This window comes from Streptomyces katrae (assembly GCF_002028425.1).
Lineage (GTDB): Bacteria > Actinomycetota > Actinomycetes > Streptomycetales > Streptomycetaceae > Streptomyces > Streptomyces katrae_A.
The window spans coordinates 2,466,129-2,485,325 of record NZ_CP020042.1; the positions used below are offsets into that span (position 1 = coordinate 2,466,129).

Annotated in this window: 19 protein-coding genes and 1 riboswitch; of the genes, 10 read left to right on the forward strand and 9 right to left on the reverse strand. The window is 73.4% G+C overall.

Annotated elements, in window-relative coordinates; all coding sequences use genetic code 11:
• The first annotated feature begins 19 nt into the window (after positions 1 to 19).
• Entirely contained in the window at positions 20 to 325 is a 306-nt protein-coding gene (locus tag B4U46_RS11205; protein WP_398908293.1) for a hypothetical protein, read from the forward strand.
• A gap of 66 nt (positions 326 to 391) precedes the next feature.
• On the opposite strand, the gene B4U46_RS11210 is transcribed toward B4U46_RS11205, so the two are convergent.
• The 3 genes from B4U46_RS11210 to B4U46_RS11220 all read right to left on the reverse strand — a co-directional run bounded on the left by B4U46_RS11210 (position 392) and on the right by B4U46_RS11220 (position 3,782).
• Positions 392 to 1,480 (reverse strand): prenyltransferase, encoded by a 1,089-nt coding sequence (locus B4U46_RS11210; RefSeq protein WP_079426532.1) that lies wholly within the window; start codon positions 1,478 to 1,480, stop codon positions 392 to 394.
• Positions 1,477 to 2,274 (reverse strand): class I SAM-dependent methyltransferase, encoded by a 798-nt coding sequence (locus B4U46_RS11215; protein WP_079426534.1) that lies wholly within the window; start codon positions 2,272 to 2,274, stop codon positions 1,477 to 1,479. Before B4U46_RS11215 ends, B4U46_RS11210 begins: the two co-directional genes overlap by 4 nt.
• 188 nt (positions 2,275 to 2,462) lie before the next feature.
• Positions 2,463 to 3,782 (reverse strand): glycosyltransferase family 4 protein, encoded by a 1,320-nt coding sequence (locus B4U46_RS11220; protein WP_079426536.1) that lies wholly within the window; start codon positions 3,780 to 3,782, stop codon positions 2,463 to 2,465.
• Between the two features lie 249 nt (positions 3,783 to 4,031).
• On the opposite strand from B4U46_RS11220, the gene B4U46_RS11225 reads away from it, so the two are divergent.
• Positions 4,032 to 4,673 (forward strand): TetR family transcriptional regulator, encoded by a 642-nt coding sequence (locus B4U46_RS11225; RefSeq protein WP_079426538.1) that lies wholly within the window; start codon positions 4,032 to 4,034, stop codon positions 4,671 to 4,673.
• A 202-nt stretch (positions 4,674 to 4,875) separates the two neighbouring features.
• On the opposite strand, the gene B4U46_RS11230 is transcribed toward B4U46_RS11225, so the two are convergent.
• Entirely contained in the window at positions 4,876 to 5,634 is a 759-nt protein-coding gene (locus B4U46_RS11230; protein ID WP_079426540.1) for a GntR family transcriptional regulator, read from the reverse strand.
• A 149-nt stretch (positions 5,635 to 5,783) separates the two neighbouring features.
• On the opposite strand from B4U46_RS11230, the gene B4U46_RS37305 reads away from it, so the two are divergent.
• Positions 5,784 to 5,924 (forward strand): hypothetical protein, encoded by a 141-nt coding sequence (locus B4U46_RS37305; RefSeq protein ID WP_159402084.1) that lies wholly within the window; start codon positions 5,784 to 5,786, stop codon positions 5,922 to 5,924.
• Positions 5,917 to 6,126: a hypothetical protein gene (locus B4U46_RS11235; RefSeq protein ID WP_079426542.1), complete on the forward strand. Its 210-nt coding sequence runs from the start codon at positions 5,917 to 5,919 to the stop codon at positions 6,124 to 6,126. The genes B4U46_RS37305 and B4U46_RS11235 overlap by 8 nt, the downstream gene beginning before the upstream one ends.
• Before the next feature lie 43 nt (positions 6,127 to 6,169).
• On the opposite strand, the gene B4U46_RS11240 is transcribed toward B4U46_RS11235, so the two are convergent.
• The 5 genes from B4U46_RS11240 to B4U46_RS11260 all read right to left on the reverse strand — a co-directional run bounded on the left by B4U46_RS11240 (position 6,170) and on the right by B4U46_RS11260 (position 11,313).
• A complete protein-coding gene (locus B4U46_RS11240; protein WP_079426544.1) occupies positions 6,170 to 6,907 on the reverse strand; it encodes an SAM-dependent methyltransferase in 738 nt (245 codons plus the stop codon).
• 126 nt (positions 6,908 to 7,033) lie between these two features.
• Positions 7,034 to 7,225, reverse strand: a complete 192-nt coding sequence (locus B4U46_RS11245; RefSeq protein ID WP_079426546.1) for a DUF1059 domain-containing protein — start codon at positions 7,223 to 7,225, stop codon at positions 7,034 to 7,036.
• A gap of 70 nt (positions 7,226 to 7,295) precedes the next feature.
• Complete coding sequence (locus B4U46_RS11250; protein ID WP_079426548.1) at positions 7,296 to 9,503, reverse strand: choice-of-anchor J domain-containing protein; 2,208 nt, start codon at positions 9,501 to 9,503, stop codon at positions 7,296 to 7,298.
• Between the two features lie 125 nt (positions 9,504 to 9,628).
• On the reverse strand, positions 9,629 to 9,862 hold the full coding sequence (locus B4U46_RS11255; protein WP_045951372.1) for a ferredoxin: 234 nt from the start codon (positions 9,860 to 9,862) through the stop codon (positions 9,629 to 9,631).
• Positions 9,862 to 11,313, reverse strand: a complete 1,452-nt coding sequence (locus tag B4U46_RS11260; RefSeq protein WP_079426550.1) for an aldehyde dehydrogenase — start codon at positions 11,311 to 11,313, stop codon at positions 9,862 to 9,864. Before B4U46_RS11260 ends, B4U46_RS11255 begins: the two co-directional genes overlap by 1 nt.
• A gap of 209 nt (positions 11,314 to 11,522) precedes the next feature.
• Between B4U46_RS11260 and B4U46_RS11265 the strand changes: the two genes are divergently transcribed.
• The 6 genes from B4U46_RS11265 to B4U46_RS11285 all read left to right on the forward strand — a co-directional run bounded on the left by B4U46_RS11265 (position 11,523) and on the right by B4U46_RS11285 (position 19,044).
• Entirely contained in the window at positions 11,523 to 12,560 is a 1,038-nt protein-coding gene (locus B4U46_RS11265) for an MBL fold metallo-hydrolase (protein WP_079431694.1), read from the forward strand.
• A gap of 92 nt (positions 12,561 to 12,652) precedes the next feature.
• Positions 12,653 to 12,732, forward strand: a riboswitch (cobalamin riboswitch).
• A 130-nt stretch (positions 12,733 to 12,862) separates the two neighbouring features.
• Entirely contained in the window at positions 12,863 to 14,113 is a 1,251-nt protein-coding gene (locus B4U46_RS11270) for a prenyltransferase/squalene oxidase repeat-containing protein (protein WP_079426552.1), read from the forward strand.
• Positions 14,110 to 14,832: an SCO2322 family protein gene (locus B4U46_RS36440; protein ID WP_398908296.1), complete on the forward strand. Its 723-nt coding sequence runs from the start codon at positions 14,110 to 14,112 to the stop codon at positions 14,830 to 14,832. Before B4U46_RS11270 ends, B4U46_RS36440 begins: the two co-directional genes overlap by 4 nt.
• Positions 14,829 to 16,130 (forward strand): energy-coupling factor transporter transmembrane protein EcfT, encoded by a 1,302-nt coding sequence (locus tag B4U46_RS36445; RefSeq protein ID WP_237292809.1) that lies wholly within the window; start codon positions 14,829 to 14,831, stop codon positions 16,128 to 16,130. Before B4U46_RS36440 ends, B4U46_RS36445 begins: the two co-directional genes overlap by 4 nt.
• Entirely contained in the window at positions 16,127 to 18,157 is a 2,031-nt protein-coding gene (locus B4U46_RS11280; protein WP_079426556.1) for an ABC transporter ATP-binding protein, read from the forward strand. The genes B4U46_RS36445 and B4U46_RS11280 overlap by 4 nt, the downstream gene beginning before the upstream one ends.
• The gene (locus tag B4U46_RS11285; RefSeq protein ID WP_100863713.1) at positions 18,154 to 19,044 is read left to right on the forward strand and encodes an ECF transporter S component; all 891 of its coding nucleotides are present in this window, start codon (positions 18,154 to 18,156) and stop codon (positions 19,042 to 19,044) included. The genes B4U46_RS11280 and B4U46_RS11285 overlap by 4 nt, the downstream gene beginning before the upstream one ends.
• Positions 19,045 to 19,197: the final 153 nt, after the last annotated feature.

The following is a 19,197-nucleotide window of genomic DNA, read 5'->3' on the forward strand; positions in this document are numbered from 1 at the left end:
CAGTGGCAAGACGCCCGGCATGTACGGAGACCGCATCGCAGGACGCCGCCGGGCCAGCTGGTCGGCCGGCCGGCTCGTGGCGCTGGCCGCCGACGTCGTGGCGTTGATCATCATCGTGTGGATCGTGATGGACCTGCTGGACGCGAACCGTTCCAACGACGTAGTCCAGTGGTTCCACGACGCGGCGACCTGGCTGGCGGGCTGGTCGCTCGACATCTTCCACCTCGGCCGCCACTGGGCGCAGGTGGTCGTCGGCTACGGCATCGCCGCCGTCGTCTACCTGGTGGCGGGCCATGCCCTGGCCCGCCTCCTGCACCGCCTCTGAACGGGGGAAAGGCCGCGTTCCGAGGAACGGTCACGATCCTAGGAACAGAGGAACGGTCCTACGGTCCTAGGAACAGCAGCCCGGGTCCATGCCCGGCGGGAGCCGGTCGCCGCCGAAGACGACCGTGGTGGCCTCGTCGCCGCCCAGCGCGGCCACCGCCAGCAGCAGCGAGCCCGCCGTCCAGGTCGTCTGCTCCACCGGCCACACCGCCCGGTCCTCGAAGACGTAACCCGTCCAGTACATGCCGTTGTCGGCGCGCAGGTGGCCGATCGAGCGCAGGATCTCCAGTGCCCGGTCCGACTCCCCCATCGCCCAGAGGGTGAGCGCGAGCTCGCAGGACTCCCCGCCCGTCACCCACGGGTTCGGCAGCACGCACCGCACCCCCAGGTCCGGGACGACGAACTCCTCCCAGCGTTCCTCGACGCGCGCCTTCGCCTCCGCACCCGTCAGGGCGCCGCCCAGCACCGGGTAGTACCAGTCCATCGAGTAGCGGGACTTGTCCAGGAACCGCTCCGGGTGCCGGCGTATCGCGTGCGCCAGGGCGCCCGCCGCCAGTTCCCAGTCGGGCTGCGGGTCACCGCGGTGGTCGGCGATGGCCAGGGCGCAGCGCAGGGCCTGGTGGATGGAGGAGGATCCGGTCAGCAGGGCGTCGGTGACCGCCGTGCCGTCCGCCTCCCGCTTCCAGCCGATCTCGCCGCCGGGCTGCTGGAGGCCGAGGACGAACTCGACCGCCGCCACGACCGCCGGCCACATCCGGTCCAGGAAGGTGTCGTCGCCGGTGGCCAGGTAGTGGTGCCAGACGCCGACGGCGATGTACGCGACGAAGTTGGACTCCCGTCCCGCGTCCTGCGGCTCGGCGGTGTCCACCCCGTCGGGCCGGTCCGCGTAGGCCGCGTACCAGGAGCCGTCCTGGTTCTGGTGGCGGGCCAGCCAGACGTAGGCCCGCTCCGCCGCCTCGTGCTCGCCGGCCGCGTCGAGGGCCATCGCGGCCTCGGTGTGGTCCCACGGGTCGAGGTGGTGGCCCCGGAACCACGGTATGGCGCCGTCCGCGCGCTGGACGGCGAGTATCCCCTCGACCGTGCGGGCCGCCTGTTCGGCGGTCAGCACGCCGTCCAGCACGAGGTGTTCGGGAACGGTGCGCTCCGGCGAGCTCACTGGGCTGAACCGGCTGCGCCGGCGGCGTTGGAGGCGTTGGCGGCCTTGGAGGACTTGGCGGCCTCGGCGGCTTCGACCGGGAGGTGGGGCTTGGTCGCGTAGGCGACGAAGCTCTTGCCGATGAGCGGGTTGAGGGCCTGCTCGGCGAGGCGGGTGGCCAGGGGCTTCTTCATGATGTCCCAGACCAGGAGCTTGTGGTACGCCTTGACCGGCAGCGCCTTGTCGTTGTCCACGCCGAAGGCGCACTTGAGCCACCAGTACGGCGAGTGCAGGCCGTGCGCGTGGTGGGTGCCGTACGGCTTGAGGCCCGCCGCCTCCATCTTGCCGAGCAGCTCGTCCGCCTTGTAGATGCGGATGTGGCCGCCCTCGACCTCGTGGTAGGCGTCGGACAGCGCCCAGCAGATCTTCTCCGGGCCGTAGCGCGGGACGGTGACCGCTATGCGGCCGCCCGGCTTGAGCACGCGCACCATCTCGGCGAGGACGCCCTTGTCGTCGGGGATGTGCTCCATCACCTCGGAGATGATGACGACGTCGAAGGACTCGTCGGGGAAGGGCAGGGCCAGGGCGTCGCCCTCCATGGCGGTGGCGGTGGCGCCCGCCGGGGCTTCACCGGCCTCCTTCATGGCGGCGAACCACTTGGCGACCTCGCGGATCTCCTCGCCGTTGCGGTCGACGGCGACGACCTGGGCGCCGCGCCGGTAGCACTCGAAGGCGTGCCGGCCTGCGCCGCAGCCCAGATCGAGCACACGGTCGCCTGCGGCGAGCGGGAACCGGGAGAAATCGACGGTCAGCACGGGGTCCTGCCTTCGCGGTCACGGGGGTGAAGGGTGGTGCGGGGTGGTGCGCGGTGGTGAGTGTTGTGGGGTGGTGCGGGATGGTGCGGGTCGTGCGGGTCGTGCGGGTGGTGGGGTCGTGCGGGTGGCGTGGGGGGGTGCGGGTGGTCTGCGGTGCGTGCGGTGCCCGCCGGGTGGTGGTGTGTCCGTCACCGGGTCCGGGCGGCGGCGGCACGCGCGATGGCGGCTCTGTAGTGCGCGGCGGTGCCTTCGGCGGCCTTGGCCCAGGTGAACCGGGCCAGCACCCGCTCCCGGCCGGCCGCTCCGAGCCGGACGCGCAGTTCCGCGTCGCCCAGCATCCGGCCCAGGGCCGCGGCCAGCGCTCCCGCGTCGCCGGGCGGCACGGCCAGGCAGGTCTCCCCGTCCGGGCCTGCCACCTCGGGGATGGCCCCGCCGGTGGTGGCGACGAGCGGGGTGCCGGTGGCCATGGCCTCGGCCGCGGGGAGCGAGAAGCCCTCGTAGAGGGAGGGCACGCAGGCCACCTGGGCGCTGCGCACGAGGTCGACCAGTTCGGCGTCGGTGATGCCCTTGACGAAGCGCACCGCGTCCTGGAGGTCGTACTTCTCGATCGCGCGGGCGACCGGCCCGGTCTCGGCGCGCTTGCCGACGACGACGAGGTGCGCGTCGGGCTGCTCGGTGCGGAGCTTGGCGAGCGCCTCGACGAGGTGGACGAGCCCCTTGAGCGGGACGTCGGCGCTGGAGGTGGTCACGATCCGCCCGGGGACCTCGGCCACGGAGGGGTCGGGCGACCAGAGGTCGGTGTCGGCGCCGATGTGGACGACGTGGATGCGGTCGTCGCGGACACCGAGGTGTTCGGCGATCTCCTGCCGGGAGGAGCCGGAGACCGTGAGGACGGAGGGCAGGCGGCGGGCGACGCGGCCCTGCATGCGCGTGAACGCGTACCAGCGGCGCACGGAGGCGCGCTTCTTGCGGTCCTTGGCGGCGGCGAGGTCCAGCTTGCGGTCGACGGTGATGGGGTGGTGGATGGTCGTCACCAGCGGTGCGCCGAGGTCACCGAGCAGGCCGTAGCCGAGGGTCTGGTTGTCGTGGATGACGTCGAACTCGCCCGCGCGGGCCTGGAGATGGCGTCGGGCGCGGAGGGAGAAGGTCAGCGGCTCGGGAAAGCCGCCGGTCCACATCGTCGCGACCTCGAGGGCGTCGATCCAGTCCCGGTACTCGTCGCGCCCCGGTGTGCGGAACGGGTCGGGGCTGCGGTAGAGGTCCAGGCTCGGCAGCTCGGTGAGCGTGGCGCCGGTGTCGAGCACCGGGTAGGGCTGCGCGCCGATCACCTCGACGGAGTGGCCCAGCTTCACGAGCTCGCGGGAGAGGTGGCGGACGTAGACGCCCTGGCCGCCGCAGAACGGGTTCCCCTTATAGGTGAGGAGTGCGATGCGCATCGGGCGGTCGCCGTCGGCGGCGGAAGCCTCGACGGCCTCGAAAGGGCTCGTCACCACGGCCTCTGCGGTCACTCTCGGCCCCCTTCTCCCTGCGCTGTCGCCGGAGCGTAACCGCTCGGATAATGTAGAACAAGTTTCAGACTTGATCCGTCGAAGACCATTGAATCTACCGGCCGGAAACCACACCGTAAGAGGCGGAGCAGGTGATTCGCGCCACGGCTCGGACGCCTGACATGCTGACGTCCGGACCGTCACGGAACTTCCACCGGCCCATCCCGGAATCAGCCCCCGCAACGACACGGAACGCCAGGAACGGGACACATGACAGCGGAAGCGAAGGCCGTCACGAAACCGGCGACGACGACCGGCCCGGCATCCCCTCCCCTGACCGAGCGCCAGGAGGCCCGGCGGCGCCGGATCCTCCACGCGAGCGCGCAACTGGCCAGCCGGGGCGGCTTCGACGCGGTGCAGATGCGCGAGGTCGCGGAGTCCTCGCAGGTCGCGCTCGGAACGCTGTACCGCTACTTCCCGTCCAAGGTGCACCTGCTGGTCGCGACCATGCAGGACCAGCTCCAGCACCTGCACGCGACGCTGCGCAAGCGGCCGCCGGCGGGCGAGGAGCCGGCGGAGCGGGTGGCGGAGACCCTGATGCGGGCGTTCCGGGCGCTGCAGCGGGAACCGCACCTGGCGGACGCCATGGTCCGCGCCCTGACGTTCGCGGACCGCAGCGTCAGCCCGGAGGTGGACACGGTCTCGCGGCTGACGACGGCCATCATCCTCGACGCGATGGGGCTGGAGGCCCCGCCGACGGCAGAGCAGTTGTCGGCGGTCCGCGTCATCGAACACACCTGGCACTCGGCGCTGATCACGTGGCTGTCGGGGAGGGCGTCGATCGCGCAGGTGAAGATAGACATCGAGACGGTGTGCCGGCTGATCGACCTGACGGCACCGGAAAAGGCCTGAACGGGTTGTCGGGCGGCCGGGTCGTGGCTGGGCGGTCTCAGGGAATCGTCATCCGGGGCCGGGGGCGCCCCAGATCGCTACGCGCTTCTCTCGGTTCGGCGTCCGCAGCCCGTCTGCGGCTGATACCCGCGCCTGATGACGAACAGAGCGGCATCGGGGACCGATGGACATCTCCGCCCACGGACCCTGGCCGGGCCCCCCGCTAGGCGTCGAAGTCGTATTCCAGGACGTAGGACGCCGAGTCCAGGGTCGTGTCGTTGACCTCGACGGGGCGGCCGCCCTCGGCGAAGGCCGTGCGGACGATCTGGATGACGGGCGTGCCCAGGGTGAGCGACAGCCGGTCGGCCTCGTCCGCCGACGGCATGCGGCAGCGGATCTCCTCACGGAAGTGGACCGGGGCGTACCCGAGGTCCGTCAGCCGTGCGTAGATGCCTCCCGGGCCGGGGTCGGTCCGGGTGATGGCGGAGTCGGCGACGAGGGTCGAGGGGAGGTACGACGTCGCGATGAGCACCGGCTTGCCGTCGAGCACGAAGCGGCGGCTGCGGGCCCAGACCTGGTCGCCGGAGGTGATGCCGAGCGCCTCGGCAACGCGGTCGTCGGCTTGCTGCTCGTGTACGTCGATCTGGTCGACTAGGAGCTCACGGTCATCGGTGTCGGCCGACCAGATGGAACGGCCCGAACCCCACTGCTCCTGTGCCAACCGCTCGATACCGCGCCGCCGCAGGGGCTTGAAGGCGCGGACGAAGACACCGGCGCCCTTGCGCGCTTCGACGAGGCCTTCGTTCTGCAGAACCCCGAGGGCCTGGCGCGCGGTCATGCGGGCGACGTCGTACGTGGCCATGAGGTCGTTCTCGCCGGGCAGTCGGTCACCAGGGCCGTACTCGCCCGACCGGATGGCCGCCTTCAACGCATCGGCGATCCGCTGGTACTTCGGCTGGCGGGAACTTCCCTGGCTGGTCATCGAACTGATCACTCCCTCTCCTCTCTAGACACCCTAGGCCCAGCGGCAGACCGCTGCACTCAGGGGTGCTGCGGCCTCTTCGCACCCCGATCGAGTGGCTTCTCTAGAGAGGCACCCGCCTGGCTTTCCCCCTGAGAGGAGTGATCCCAATGCGGCAGATTCCGGTCGAGGCGGAGACGCCTGAGGTGCACAGCCCTCCCTACGCCACGCCCAGCGCCGATCTGCTGGACCGTGTGCTGGCCGGGTGGGAGCGCTTCGTCGACACCTTCGAGGAAACGGTCGATGAATGAGGGCTACGCGTACCTGCTGCGCCGTCGGGTGCGGGACATCCCGTCCGGTGTCGAGGGGGTGCTGATGGCCGTGATCAACGAGGACGTCTCGGACTTCGCCGGATGCGAGCGGTGGGTGGAACTGGCTTACATCCGCGACGCGTCGGGCCGTGAGTTCAGCACCGCCGTCGGGAACGTCGAAGCCGGCGAATGGACGGATTGAAGCCCCTGGCGGCGCTGCCGCCAGGGCGGGATCGGAGTCGGGGTCAGTCCGTCGTGCGGCGGAGGGTCAGGGTGGCGAAGCCCCAGGTGTCGCGGTAGGTGCGGAGCCAGTCGGTGCGGCGGGTGGTGGCCCAGGTCAGGATCTCGGGGCTGTCCGGGTGGGTGGGGTGGTCCAGGGCCCAGTCGGCGAGGGTGCCCCAGTTGGACCACTCGTAGTCGTCCAGTTCCTGGCGGGTGCTGGTGTGGCCCTGGACGGGGGTCCAGCCGGCGGCGGTGATGCGGTCGATCGTGGTCGGGAGGTCGGCGAAGTCGCCCAGCATGTCCACCGCTTCGGGGGTGGGGGTGCGTTCCCAGATGCCCTCGCCGATCAGGACGCGGCCGCCGGGGGCCAGGTGGGTGCGGGCGGCTTCGAGGGTGGGGAGGAGGCCGCCGAGGGCGTGGGTGGAGCCGACGCAGAGGATCAGGTCGAAGGGGTGGGAAGGGGTGAAGTCCTCGGCCCTTTGGTGGTGGAGGGTCAGGCGGTCGGAGACGTCGAGGGCCTTTGCCCTGTGGCGGGCATCCGTCAGGTCGGACTCCGAGATGTCCACGCCCTCGGCGTGGACGTTCGGGTGCGTGGTGAGGGCGCGCAGGAGCCATTCCGCGCTGCCGCAGCCGAGGTCCAGGACGCGTTCGTCGCCGCGCGGGAGGGCGTCGGCGAGGAGGCGGGTCACCGAGTCGTCGTTGAGGGGGGACTTTATGGGGTGGTGGGTATGGGCGAGCTTCGAGATCTGTTCACGGTTCACCCGGCGCAGCCTTGCAGGGAGGCGATGCGCTCGCAGCTCGTTTTTTGCGTGGGCGTCGGTGGACCGGCGGCTTCCTCCTGATCCCGTGGATTCACGGGATCAGGGAGGCTGCCGGTCCGGGCGGGGTCAGGCGGGCTGGGCGACCTCGGGCTTCAGCATGCCGCGCAGTGCGTCGCGGAACTCCTGGCTGTCCTCCTCGCCGTGCACGGCGACCGCGTGCTGGACGGCCGCGCCCATGACCTCGTCTTCCTCGCCGATGATCACCAGGGTGCACCCGACCTCGCTGGGGTACTCCCTGCAGTCCATGACCTTGCGCATAACGCACCTCCTAGCGGTCATACCGTCCACGATCCTCCCTTCCCGGCCGGTAGGGAAGCCGGGCCGGCGGTCAGCTGCCGCCGGGCTGGAGGACGCCGTTGACGGTGAGGCGGTAGGGCGCCGCGATCTTGATTGATTCGGTGGGTTCGTAGTGGTCGATGATCGCGAAGACCGTTTTGGCCTGTGTGCCCAGCAGGCGGCGCAGGCGGCGTTGGTCGAGGGCCCCGTGGTGGTTGGCGTCCAGGGGGACGTCGGCGGTCCAGGCGTGCTGGTGGTCGTCGGTGTAGGCGACGAGGCGCAGGCTGATGCCGGGGATCGTGTGGATCTGGTAGCTGCTGATCGTCTGCCATCCGGCGAGGGAGGAGCCGTCGGAGACCAGGGTGGCGCCGGACTTGATGTTGTCGATCCACAGGCCGGGCTGGATCACGCTGGCGTCGGTCTTGTAGCGGAAGGCGACGAGTACGGTCCGGCCGGCCAGGTCGGAGAGGTCGATGCTCTGGTGGGTCCAGCCGCCCGAGTCACCGGTGAATCCGGGGAGCAGGGCCGCGATGTCGGATGCCGCATCGCCGTTCAGGGTGGTGACCATGCCGGCGCTGCGGCGGGAGGTGAAGGTGGCGCCGCCGTCGGTGGAGACCTGGACCGCGCCGAGGTCGTAGCCGGGCTCGATGTCCCAGCGGGCGTCGAAGGTGAGGGTGGGGTCGGCCGGGTCGACCGTGATCTCGCGGACGATGCTGCGGTCGATGCTGACCTCGTCGCCAGGGGGGCCCGAGTAGAGGGCGGGGTCGCCGGGTGCGTGGCCGTCCGGGTCTACGGTCCACTCGACCGGGCGGGTCGGGTAGACGAGTGGTGCCTCGAAGTCCAGGCTCCGCAGGGCGGATGCCGTCAGGGGCCTGCCGGAGGCGTCGCGGAGGCGGACGAAGTCGGCGCCGTTGGAGGGGGCGCCGGGGCGGGCGTAGGCGAAGGGGGTGTCGAGGTTGACGGTGGAGTGGAGCGCCTTCGCCCGGAAGCGGCGGGGGTCGGCTCCGGTGAGTTCGGCGCCGTCGTCGAGGATGCCGTCGAGGGCCGCCGTGGTGGACCAGTCGCGCAGGAGGGCGAAGGGGTCCTCGTGCGCTCCGTGCCGGGCCAGGGTCTTGGCGAGGCGCTCGAAGCCGGAGCCGCCGCCTGCGTAGAGGAGGTCCCTGACGAAGCCGTGTCCGTGGCGTTCGGAGAGGGTGTGGATCATGACCTCGGAGGCTCCGTAGTCGCACAGGAAGCTCTGTCCCGGGTCGGGCCAGAGCGTGAGCGAGTTCTCGGGTCCTCCGTTGCGGTCGCCGTACGGGTCGGTGTACCCGGCGGGGAACATGGCCCTCTGGCGGCCCTGGAAGCAGCCGATCTTGAGGTTCTTGAGGGCGTCCTCGGAGCGGTCGTCGTAGCCGACCAGCCACCTGGCCCATTCGGCCGTGCCCTCGATGGTCCAGTTGGCGCCGTTGGGGTCCTGCGCGCCGCTGTACCAGAGCACGTGGTTGTACTCGTGGGCGAGCAGGCCCTCGATGTAGTTCGGCATCGGGAAGCCTTCCCAGATGCGGCACGGGCTGCCGCCCAGGTTGGCCGGCCTGGCGCCGAGCATGGTCTTCCAGCCCGCGGCCTCGATGATGAGGATGTTGCGGTCCGTCGCGTCGACGTCGGCGCTGATGAACTCGCCGCCGGACGCGATGTTGTCGACGAGCACGACGACGCGGTCGCCCTTGCCGCGCCAGGCGTCCGGCGGGATGCTCGGGTCGAGCAGCTCCGGCTTGGCGTGGCTGCCGTCGCGGGGCCTCGGCACGCCGAACACCTTGGCCTCGCGCGGGCGGATCACGTGCTCGAACTGTTCGCCCAGGTAGCGCAGCTGCGGGTCGGTGATCACGAGGTCGTCGGCGTTCGAGCTGCTGCAGTCGTCCGTGTCCACCGGCAGGTCGCCGGTGGGGACCCAGATCTCGGCGTGCTCGGTGACGGCGCGCAGCCGGAACTCCCGCAGCACGGTCTGCTGCGACCAGTCGACGGTCGGCCAGGTGCGGAGCGTGCCGAGCCTGGCCTCGCCGCCCCCGTAGCGGCCCGTCTTCGCCTGCTGGGACAGCCGGGGTGAATGGTGGCGCTTGTGGTGGACCGAGTGCCGGTGCTCGCGGTTCGGCCGGGGCTGGGGCTGGGGGGTGGCCTGGGCCGGGGCGGATGGGAGGGCCCAGGTCAGCAGGAGTGCGGTCAGGACCAGGGGCCACCACGCGGTGCGTCTGCGCGCGGTGGACGGGGCGGGCGGGCGCATCGGTCTTCTTCCGGAGCAGTGGAAGGGGATGATGCGACAAGTTAGCGAAACGGGATATTCCGGTCGGGCATGTCGGGTGGTGCGGCATGTCGGGCCGGAGCCGGGCGGCCCCGGCCCTCCTGCCGTCAGTCCTCCGGCGGGAACACCGGCTCCCCCGTGGCCGCGAGGGTGATCAGGATGGCCTCCACCGGGCAGCCCTCCGCCGCCGTGAGGGTGGGTTCGTTGGCGTCCGTCTCCGGGGTGCGGGGGTGGGACTGGCGGGCGGAGTCGAGGGTGAAGGCGTCCGGGGCGTGGTTCACGCACATGCCCGAGCCGATGCAGACGCCCCGGTCCACCTCGACCTGCCAGCGGTCGCCCATCACGAGCCCGCCGGCAGGTGGATCATCTTGTGCTCCAGGTACTCACTCAGGCCCTCGGGGCCGAACTCGCGTCCCACGCCGCTGTTCTTGTAGCCGCCGAAGGGGCCGAGCATGTCGAGGCTGAAGGTGTTGACGTTGAAGGTGCCGGTCCGGATGCGGCGGGCGAAGTCGATGCCGTGGTCGGTGTCCGCGGTCCAGACGCTGCCGCTGAGGCCGAACTCCGAGTCGTTGGCGATACGGGCGGCCTCTGCCTCGTCGCCATAGGGGATCAGGCAGACGACCGGGCCGAAGATCTCCTCGCGGGCGATCCGCATCGAGTTGTCGACGTCGCCGAAGAGGGTGGGTTCGACGTACCAGCCGCGCTCCAGGCCCGCAGGGCGGCCGCCGCCGGTGAGGAGCTTGGCGCCCTCCTCCTGGCCGATGCGGATGTAGTCGAGGGAGCGCTGCTGCTGGCGCTTGGCGACGAGCGGGCCGAGCTGGGTCGCCGGGTCGAGGGGGTCGCCGACGACGAGGGCTCCGGCCGCCGCGGCCAGGGCCTCGGCCACGTCCCCGTAGCGGCTGCGCGGGGCGAGGATGCGGGTCTGGGCCACGCAGGCCTGGCCGTTGTTCATCCAGGCGGCGGGGACGATCCCGGCGACGGCGGCCTCCAGGTCGGCGTCCGGGAGGATGACGGCGGCGGACTTGCCGCCGAGTTCGAGGGTGACCCGGGTGAGGTTGCGGGCGGCGACCTCCATGACCCGCTTGCCGGCGGCGACCGAGCCGGTGAAGGCGACCTTGTCGATGCCGGGGTGTCCGACCAGGTACTCGCTGACCTCCCGGTCGGCGGGCAGGACCGACAGCACGCCCTCGGGCAGCCCGGCCTCGCGGGCGATGTCGGCCAGGATGAAGGAGTCCAGCGGGGCCTCGGGCGAGGGCTTGAGGATGACCGAGGAGCCGGTGAGCAGCGCGGGGGCGAGTTTGGCGGCGGCCACGAACTGCGGGACGTTCCACGGGATGACGGCGGCGACGACCCCGACCGGTTCGCGGCGCACCAGGATCGGGCCGAGGGCGCCCTGGCGGCGTTCCTCGTAGGGGTAGTCGCGGGCGACGGTGATGGCGGCGTCGTAGACCATCATCGCGCCGAGGGCCTGGGCGAGGACGCTCCAGGAGTACGGGGAGCCGTTCTGGGAGCTGATGGAGCGGGCTATCTCCTCGTGCCGGACGGTGATGGCGTCCTTGATGCGGGAGACGACGGCGATGCGCTCGTCCAGGGTGAGGCGGGGCCAGGGGCCCTCGTCGAAGGCCTTGCGGGCGGCGGCGACGGCGCGGTCGACGTCGGCCTCGGAGGCGTGCGGGACGCTGCCGATGACCTGCTCGGTGTGGGGGGAGACGACGCGGATGGTGCCGGTGCCCAGCGGATCGGCCCATTCCCCGCCGATGAACAGTTGTCCGTGTTCCACGAGCTCGGTCATGTCCGATGCCTCCAGGGGCTGCGCACGCTCTCACCGATGTCGCAGAACTGATACCAGTTCTAGTTCCAGGAGTCCACGGTCGGGACGGGGACCGCGGAAGATCCGATGACAGGTCAGGACTGTTGATGGACGGTCGACTTGGGCTACTACTGGAACGCGTTCTCGTCAGAGCGGACCGAGCCGGCCAGGGAGCCCCCATGTCAGAGGTCATGTCACAGGTCACCGACCACGGCGGGGGTGTGTGGGGCATCAAGGTCCCCATCCCCGACAACCCCCTCGGACACACCCTCGTCCACGTCCTCGACACGGACGCCGGCCCCGTCCTGGTCGACACCGGCTGGGACGACCCCGACTCCTGGGACGCCCTCACCGCGGGGCTCGGCGCGCTCGGCATCGCCACCGCCGACGTGCACGGGGTGGTCATCACCCACCACCACCCCGACCACCACGGCCTGTCCGGGAAGGTCCGCGAGGCCTCCGGGGCGTGGATCGCCATGCACGCCGCCGACACCGAGGTCGTCCTGCGCACCCGCGCGGCCGATCCGGGCCACTGGTTCGACTACATGGGCGAGAAGCTGGCCGCTGCCGGAGCCCCAGAGGAGCACGTCGCACCCCTGCGGGCGCTCCGGGAGAGCGGCCGGGCCCGGACCCTGCCCGGGCTGCGGGCCGCCGTCCCCGACCGGGAGATCGTCCCCGGGGAGCTGCTGGCGCTGCCCGGGCGCCGGCTGCGCGCGATCTGGACGCCCGGGCACACCCCCGGTCACGTCTGCCTGCACCTGGAGGAGGCCCACCCGGCGCACCTGCCCGGCAACGGCCGGCTGTTCTCCGGCGACCACCTGCTGCCCGGGATCTCCCCGCACATCGGCCTGTACGAGGACCCGGAGGACACCCGGGTCACCGACCCCCTCGGCGACTACCTCGACTCCCTCGAACGCGTCGGCCGCCTGGAGCCCGCCGAGGTGCTCCCGGCCCACCAGCACGCCTTCACCGACGCCCCCGCCCGCGTCCGGGAACTCCTTGCGCACCACGAGGAGCGGCTGGACGGACTGTGGCGGCTGCTGGCCGAGCCGCTGACCCCCTGGGCCCTGGCGGAGCGGATGGAGTGGAACCGGCCCTGGGAGCAGATCCCGTACGGCTCGCGGAACATCGCCGTCTCCGAAGCGGAGGCCCACCTGCGGCGACTGGTGAAACAGGGCCGGGCCGAGGCGGTCCCGGGCACCGACCCGGTGGCGTACCGGGCCGTGTGAGCGGCGCCGGGCGGGGCTGCCGGGGTCCGGCGCCCCGGGGCCCGCGGGGTACGGGCCGGTAGAGTGAGGCCGTCGTCCACACTTCCGTACGGGGGGAAGCCGGTGCGAATCCGGCGCTGACCCGCAACCGTGACCCGGCCCGCAGCTCGCGGGGCGGGAAGCCGGAATGCCCCGTAGCGGAGGTGCGCGGCTCGTGCCGCCGGAGCCCCCGGCGGCCGGCACCGTCGAGGTAAACGGAGCCGGAGCCCGGTGCCCGCGCGTGCCCGTCTCCCGCTCCCCGCACGAGAGGCACCCGCCCCGCCATGAACGTCCGCCGCAGCGCAGCCGCGCTCGCCGCCTCCGCCGTGCTCTGCGTGGGCGCCGCCCCCGCAGCCCTCGCCGACACGCCGCCGCCCGCCCCCTCCGCGCCGCCGGTCATCCCCTCGGGCCTCTTCGGCAAGGCCGACCCCTCGTATGACGGCGTGTGGCGCCAGTCCTTCGCGCTGCTCGCCCAGCAGACCGTCGGCGAGAAGCCCGCCCCGCAGGCCGTCGACTGGCTGACCGGCCAGCAGTGCGCGAACGGCGGCTTCACCTCGTTCCGCGCGGACGCCACGAAGGCCTGTGACGCGACGACCGTGTTCGACACGAACGCCACCGCCGTGGCCGTCCAGGCCCTGAAGGCCCTCGGCGGCAAGGACGCGCAGGTCAAGAAGGCCGCGGACTGGCTGAGGTCCGTCCAGAACGAGGACGGCGGCTGGGCCTACGTCCCCGGATCCCCCAGCGAGGGCAGCTCCACCTCGATCGTGATCAGCGCGCTGGCGGTGGCCGGCGAGAAGCCCGCCGAGGTGAAGTCCAAGGCCGGCAAGTCCGCCTACGACGGCCTGCTCTCCTTCCAGCTGGGCTGCTCCGCCGAGCCGGCCGCCGACCGGGGCGCCTTCGGGTACCAGCCGGCCGACGGCAAGCTCGCCGCCAACGCCGACGCCACGGCCGCCGCCGTCCTGGCGGGCCTGGGCAAGGGCGCCCTCGTCGAGCCCGCCACCACGGACACCCCCACCGCCGCGCTGGCCTGCCCGGCGGGCGCCGCCGACCCGGCGGCCGCCGCCCAGGCCGCGGCCGGCTACCTGGCCGAGGCCCTGAAGAAGGACGGCCACCTCACGGCGGTCACCCCCGGCGCCGACCAGCCGACCCCGGACACCGGCAACACCGCCGACGCGGTGATCGCCCTGGCGGCGGCCGGACACCGGCAGGCGGCGTCGGGCGCGCTGGAGTGGCTGAAGAACAACTCGGCCTCCTGGTCGAACCGGAACCCGGCCGCCCTGGCCGCCCTGGTCCTGACCGCCCACGCCACCGGCACCGACCCGAAGGCCTTCGGCGGCGTCGACCTGGTGGCGGCGCTGAACGCGACCGGCCCGGCCCCGCAGCAGCCGGACGCGCAGGCGCAGAAGGTGGAGAACAAGGCCGACAAGACCGGCTCGGGCGGCCAGAACCTGTGGTGGATCATCGGCGCGGGCGCCGCGGCCGGCATGGGCATCGGCATCCTGCTGAGCGGCCGCCGCAAGAAGAACGAGCTGTGAGCCGCCTCCGTTCGCGGGGCCTGGCCGGTACGCGCGGCCTGGCTGGTACGCGCGGCCTTGTCGGCCTGCTGGCCGCCCTGGGACTGCTGCTGACCCTGTTCGCGGCCTCCCCGGCCCTGGCGGCGAGCTACCGCTACTGGTCGTTCTGGCAGGGCTCGGGCGGGAACTGGGGTTACGCGACCGAGGGCCCGTCCACGGCCCGGCCCGCGGACGGCACCACGCTCGGCTTCCGCTTCTCGGTGAGCAAGGACGCCGGCGCCGAGGCGGCCAAGCCGCGCGCCGGAGCCGACTTCGAGGCCGTCTGCGGCGGCACCGGCGCGGTGGAGGGCAAGAAGCGGGTGGCGCTGGTCATCGACTTCGGCGTGCCCGCGGACGCCCCCGCCGGGGAGGCCCCGCCGCAGGAGGCCCCGCGCACGGCCTGCGCCCAGGTGGCCCCGGACGCCACGGCGGCCGAGGCGCTGGCCGCGGTGGCGAAGCCGCTGCGCTACAACGGCGCGGCGCTGCTGTGCGCGGTCTCCGGCTATCCGAAGTCGGGCTGCGGCGAGCCCATCGCCGACCCGGAGCCCAAGGCGTCCGGGTCCGCGTCCGCCCCGGCCCCGGCCGCCGCGCCCTCCTCGGGCGGGGGCTCCGGCCCCTCGGCGGGCCTGGTCGCGGGCGTGGCGGCGGTCGCCGCCCTGGGCGCGGCGGCCGTCTGGCAGTCCCGCCGCCGCAGGCGATGACCCCCGTCCCGCCGAACCCACCGCACGGCACGGCCCCGGCGGGCCCACCGGGCGACGGCACGTCGCCGCAGGCCGGGCGCACCGCCCACGGTCCGGCGGCCGAAGACGCGACCCCGGCCGGGCCCGGCTCCGCAGGGGCCGGTCGGGGGTCGCGCGGGACCTCGTACGAGAAGGGACGGCCCTGGCGGGCTCCCGAGGCACGGCGCGGCAACGCCCTGCACGCGGGGGCCTGGTGGCTGTGGGCCCTGGGGCTCGCGACCGCCGCCTCCCGGACCACCAATCCGCTGCTGCTCGGGCTGATCATCGGCGTCGCCGGGTACGTGGTCGCCGCCCGCCGCACCGAGGCCCCGTGGGCGCGCTCCTACGGGGCCTTCGTCAGGCTCGGCCTGTTCGTCATCGGGCTGCGGCTGCTGTTCTCCGCCCTGCTGGGCTCCCCGGTCCCCGGCGCGCACACCCTGTTGACCCTGCCGGAGCTCCCGCTGCCGGCATGGGCGCAGGGCATCCGGTTCGGCGGCCGGGTCACCGCCGAGCAGCTGGTCTTCGCCTTGTACGACGGGGCGAAGCTGGCGACCCTGCTGATCTGCGTCGGCGCGGCGAACGCCCTGGCCAGTCCGGCGCGGCTGCTGAAGTCGCTGCCGGCCGCGCTGTACGAGGCGGGCGTGGCCGTGATCGTGGCCATGACCTTCGCGCCGAACATGGTCGCGGACGTGGCCCGGCTGCGGACGGCCCGCCGGCTGCGCGGCCGTCCCACGGGCGGGGTGCGGGCCGTCCTGCAGATCGGGCTGCCGGTACTGGAGGGCGCGCTGGAGCGCTCGGTGGCCGTCGCCGCCTCGATGGACGCACGCGGCTACGGGCGCACGGCACAGGTCCCGCCCGCGGTGCGGCACACCACCAACGCCCTCGTGCTGGGCGGCCTGCTCGGCCTGTGCGCGGGCACGTACGCCCTCCTCGCGGCGGAGGGCGCCGGCTACGGGCTGCCCCTGCTCGGCCTCGGCCTGGTCCTGGCCCTGGCGGGGCTGCGGCTGGGCGGGCGGCGCAGCATCCGCACCCGTTACCGGCCCGACCGGTGGGGGGCGCGGGCCTGGCTCGTCGCCGGGTCGGGGGCGGCGGTGGCGGCCCTCCTCGTCCACGCGGGATCGGTGGACCCCGAGGGGCTGCGGCCGGGCGTGGTCCCGCTGGTGGCCCCGGGGCTGCCGCTGTGGCCGGCGGCGGCGGTCCTGCTCGGCCTGCTCCCGGCGTTCGTGGCCCCCGTCCCCGCCCCGTCCCCCTCCCCTTCGTCCGAGGAGCCGTCCCGTTGATCCGCTTCGACCAGGTCTCGGTGACGTACGAGGGCGCCGCGCAGTCCTCGCTCCGCGATGCGGACTTCACCCTTCCGGAAGGGGAGCTGACCCTGCTCGTCGGCCCGTCGGGGGTCGGCAAGTCGACCCTGCTGGGGGCCGTGTCCGGGCTGGTCCCGCACTTCACCGGGGGCACGCTGCGGGGGCGGGTGACGGTCGCGGGGCGGGACACGCGCACGCATCCGCCGCGCGAGCTCGCGGACGTGGTGGGCACGGTGGGGCAGGATCCGCGGGCCCACTTCGTGACGGACGTGGTGGAGGACGAGCTGGCCTACGGCATGGAGTCGCTGGGCCTGCCGCCCGCGGTGATGCGCCGCCGGGTGGAGGAGACCCTCGACCTGCTGGGCCTGAACGAACTCCGCGACCGCCCCATCGCGACCCTCTCGGGCGGGCAGCAGCAGCGGGTGGCGATCGGCTCGGTCCTGACGACGCACCCGAAGGTCCTCGTCCTGGACGAGCCGACCTCCGCCCTGGACCCGGCGGCGGCGGAGGAGGTCCTGGCCGTGCTGCAACGCCTGGTCCACGACCTCGGCACGACCGTCCTGATGGCGGAACACCGCCTGGAACGGGTCGTCCAGTACGCCGACCGCGTCCTCCTCCTCCCGTCCCCGGGCGCGGCCCCGGTCCTGGGCACCCCGTCCGAGATCATGGCCGTCTCCCCGGTCCACCCCCCGGTGGTCTCCCTGGGCCGCCTGGCGGGCTGGACCCCGCTCCCCCTGTCCGTCCGCGACGCCCGCCGCGCATCGGCTCCGCTCCGCGCCCGGCTGTCCGCGCAGACCCCGACGATCGCAGCCCCGCCGACGTTCGAGGCACGGCCCCCCGAAGCCGCACCCCTGCCGACCCCAGCCCCGCCGACACCCGGGGCACAGACCCCCGGGGCAACGTCCCTGCCCTCTCCAGCCCCACCGGCACCCGGGGCAGCGTCCCCGGCTCACCCCGCGGAGCCCCAGGCCCAGGCCCCCGACGCGGCACCCCCGGCCCACCCGGCCCCGTCGGCGCTTGAGGTGCGGGACTCCGGTGTGGCGCCCCGGGGAACGGTGGCAGGGAGGGGAGGGGGGCGGCTCCGCGCAGCGGCACTCCCGGCATCCGCCCCCGAACCCGCCCCCCGCCGCCTGCTGGCCCGCCTCGCGCGCCGCAGGCCGACGCCGGCAACCCCCGCCACCCCCGCCGGCGGCCTCGGCGCCCCCGCGGCCACCGCCACCCACCTCCACATCCGCCGAGCCCGCGCAGAGGTCCTGCACGACATCACCCTCACCGTCGCCCCCGGCGAGACCATCGCCCTCATGGGCCGCAACGGCGCCGGCAAGTCCACCCTCCTCGCCGCCCTCACCGGCACCCTCGCCCCCACCACCGGCCGGGTGACGGTCGGCGGCCGCATCCCCCACCGGACCCCGCCCCCGGAGATGGTCCGCCAGGTCGGCCTGGTCCCGCAGGAGCCCCGCGACCTCCTCTACGCCGACACCGTCGCCGCCGAGTGCGCCGCGGCCGACGCCGACGCCGCAGCCGTGCCCGGGACCTGCCGGGCCCTGGTCAGCGCCCTGCTGCCCGACGTACCGGACGGCACCCACCCCCGGGACCTGTCCGAGGGCCAGCGCCTCACGCTCGCCCTCGCCCTGGTCCTCACCGCCCGGCCCGCCCTGCTCCTCCTCGACGAGCCCACCCGCGGCCTGGACTACGCCGCCAAGGCCCGCCTCGTCGAGACCCTGCGCGCCCTCGCCTCCGACGGCCACGCCATCGTCCTCGCCACCCACGACGTGGAGCTCGCCGCCGAGCTGGCCCACCGCGTCGTCATCCTGGCGGGCGGTGAGATCGTCGCCGACGGGCCGACCGCCGAGGTCGTGGTGTCCTCGCCCGCCTTCGCCCCGCAGGTGGCGAAGGTCCTGGCCCCGGGCCACTGGCTCACGGTCTCCCAGGTGGCCGCCGCCCTGAAGGCCCCCCAGGCCACGGGCGCCGCGCAGGCCACAGGGGCCACGGAGGTGACCCCATGAGCCCCCGTCCCGTCCGCATCGGCCCCCGCGCCGCCGCGGCCCTGGTCCTCGTCACCCTCATCGGCATCGCCGCCTTCGGCTGGCCCCTGCTCGCGGACGCCCAGTCCGGTCTGGCCCACTCCCAGGACGCCCCCTGGCTGTTCGCGGCGCTGCTCCCCCTCCTGGTGGCCGTCGTCATCGCGACCATCGCCGACCAGGGGATGGACGCCAAGGCGGTGGCGATGCTCGGGGTGCTCGCCGCCGTCGGGGCGGCGCTGCGCCCGCTGGGCGCGGGTACGGCCGGTCTGGAGCCCATGTTCTTCCTGATGGTGCTCAGCGGCCGCGTCCTCGGCCCCGGCTTCGGCTTCGTCCTCGGCGGCGTCACGATGTTCGCGTCCGCCCTGCTCACGGGCGGGGTCGGACCGTGGATGCCGTTCCAGATGCTGGCCCTGGGCTGGTTCTCGCTGGGCGCCGGGCTGCTGCCCGGGGCGAAGGAGGTCCCCCCTGGTCGAGCGAAGCCGAGGGCCTGGGGGGCGATCCGGGGGCGGGCCGAGCTGGCGATGCTCGCGGCGTACGGGTTCCTGGGCTCGTTCGCGTACGGGACGGTCATGAACCTCCAGGGCTGGGTCCTGCTCCAGGGCATGGGCCAGGGCGTCTCCTTCCATCCGGGTGACCCCGTGCCGGCGAACCTCGCCCGCTTCCTCGCGTACTGCCTGGCCACCTCGCTGGGCTGGGACCTGGGGCGGGCCGCCCTGACCGTCGTCCTGACCCTCACCCTCGGGGGCACGGTGCTGAGGGCGCTGCGACGGGCGACTCGGAAAGCTGCGTTCGACGCGCCCGTTTCCTTCGATTCACCGGCCGGAAGTGGCCCGGGCCACGCACCCGACAGGGTACGAGCAGACACATAACGTGACATCCGGGCCCCTGGGCGGTGAGGCGGCCCACAGGACCCACGTCACATCCGGCCCCGCCTAGTAGCCCCCGCCCCGGCCCCCGCCCCGCTCCTCACCAGCGGGAACACCCTCACGGCCGGGCCGGGACCTTCCGCCCCGCCCCCGAAG

Excerpts from the sequence above, each read along its gene's own strand:
- B4U46_RS11260 (WP_079426550.1), bottom strand. The coding sequence starts at position 11,313 with ATGACCGAGCTCGTGGAACACGGACAACTGTTCATCGGCGGGGAATGG.
- B4U46_RS11245 (WP_079426546.1), bottom strand. The coding sequence starts at position 7,225 with ATGCGCAAGGTCATGGACTGCAGGGAGTACCCCAGCGAGGTCGGGTGC.
- B4U46_RS11205 (WP_398908293.1), top strand. The coding sequence starts at position 20 with ATGTACGGAGACCGCATCGCAGGACGCCGCCGGGCCAGCTGGTCGGCC.
- B4U46_RS36445 (WP_237292809.1), top strand. The coding sequence starts at position 14,829 with ATGACCCCCGTCCCGCCGAACCCACCGCACGGCACGGCCCCGGCGGGC.
- B4U46_RS11250 (WP_079426548.1), bottom strand. The coding sequence starts at position 9,503 with ATGCGCCCGCCCGCCCCGTCCACCGCGCGCAGACGCACCGCGTGGTGG.
- B4U46_RS11230 (WP_079426540.1), bottom strand. The coding sequence starts at position 5,634 with ATGACCAGCCAGGGAAGTTCCCGCCAGCCGAAGTACCAGCGGATCGCC.
- B4U46_RS11270 (WP_079426552.1), top strand. The coding sequence starts at position 12,863 with ATGAACGTCCGCCGCAGCGCAGCCGCGCTCGCCGCCTCCGCCGTGCTC.
- B4U46_RS11265 (WP_079431694.1), top strand. The coding sequence starts at position 11,523 with ATGTCACAGGTCACCGACCACGGCGGGGGTGTGTGGGGCATCAAGGTC.
- B4U46_RS11285 (WP_100863713.1), top strand. The coding sequence starts at position 18,154 with ATGAGCCCCCGTCCCGTCCGCATCGGCCCCCGCGCCGCCGCGGCCCTG.
- B4U46_RS11255 (WP_045951372.1), bottom strand. The coding sequence starts at position 9,862 with ATGGGCGACCGCTGGCAGGTCGAGGTGGACCGGGGCGTCTGCATCGGC.
- B4U46_RS11235 (WP_079426542.1), top strand. The coding sequence starts at position 5,917 with ATGAATGAGGGCTACGCGTACCTGCTGCGCCGTCGGGTGCGGGACATC.
- B4U46_RS11225 (WP_079426538.1), top strand. The coding sequence starts at position 4,032 with ATGACAGCGGAAGCGAAGGCCGTCACGAAACCGGCGACGACGACCGGC.
- B4U46_RS37305 (WP_159402084.1), top strand. The coding sequence starts at position 5,784 with ATGCGGCAGATTCCGGTCGAGGCGGAGACGCCTGAGGTGCACAGCCCT.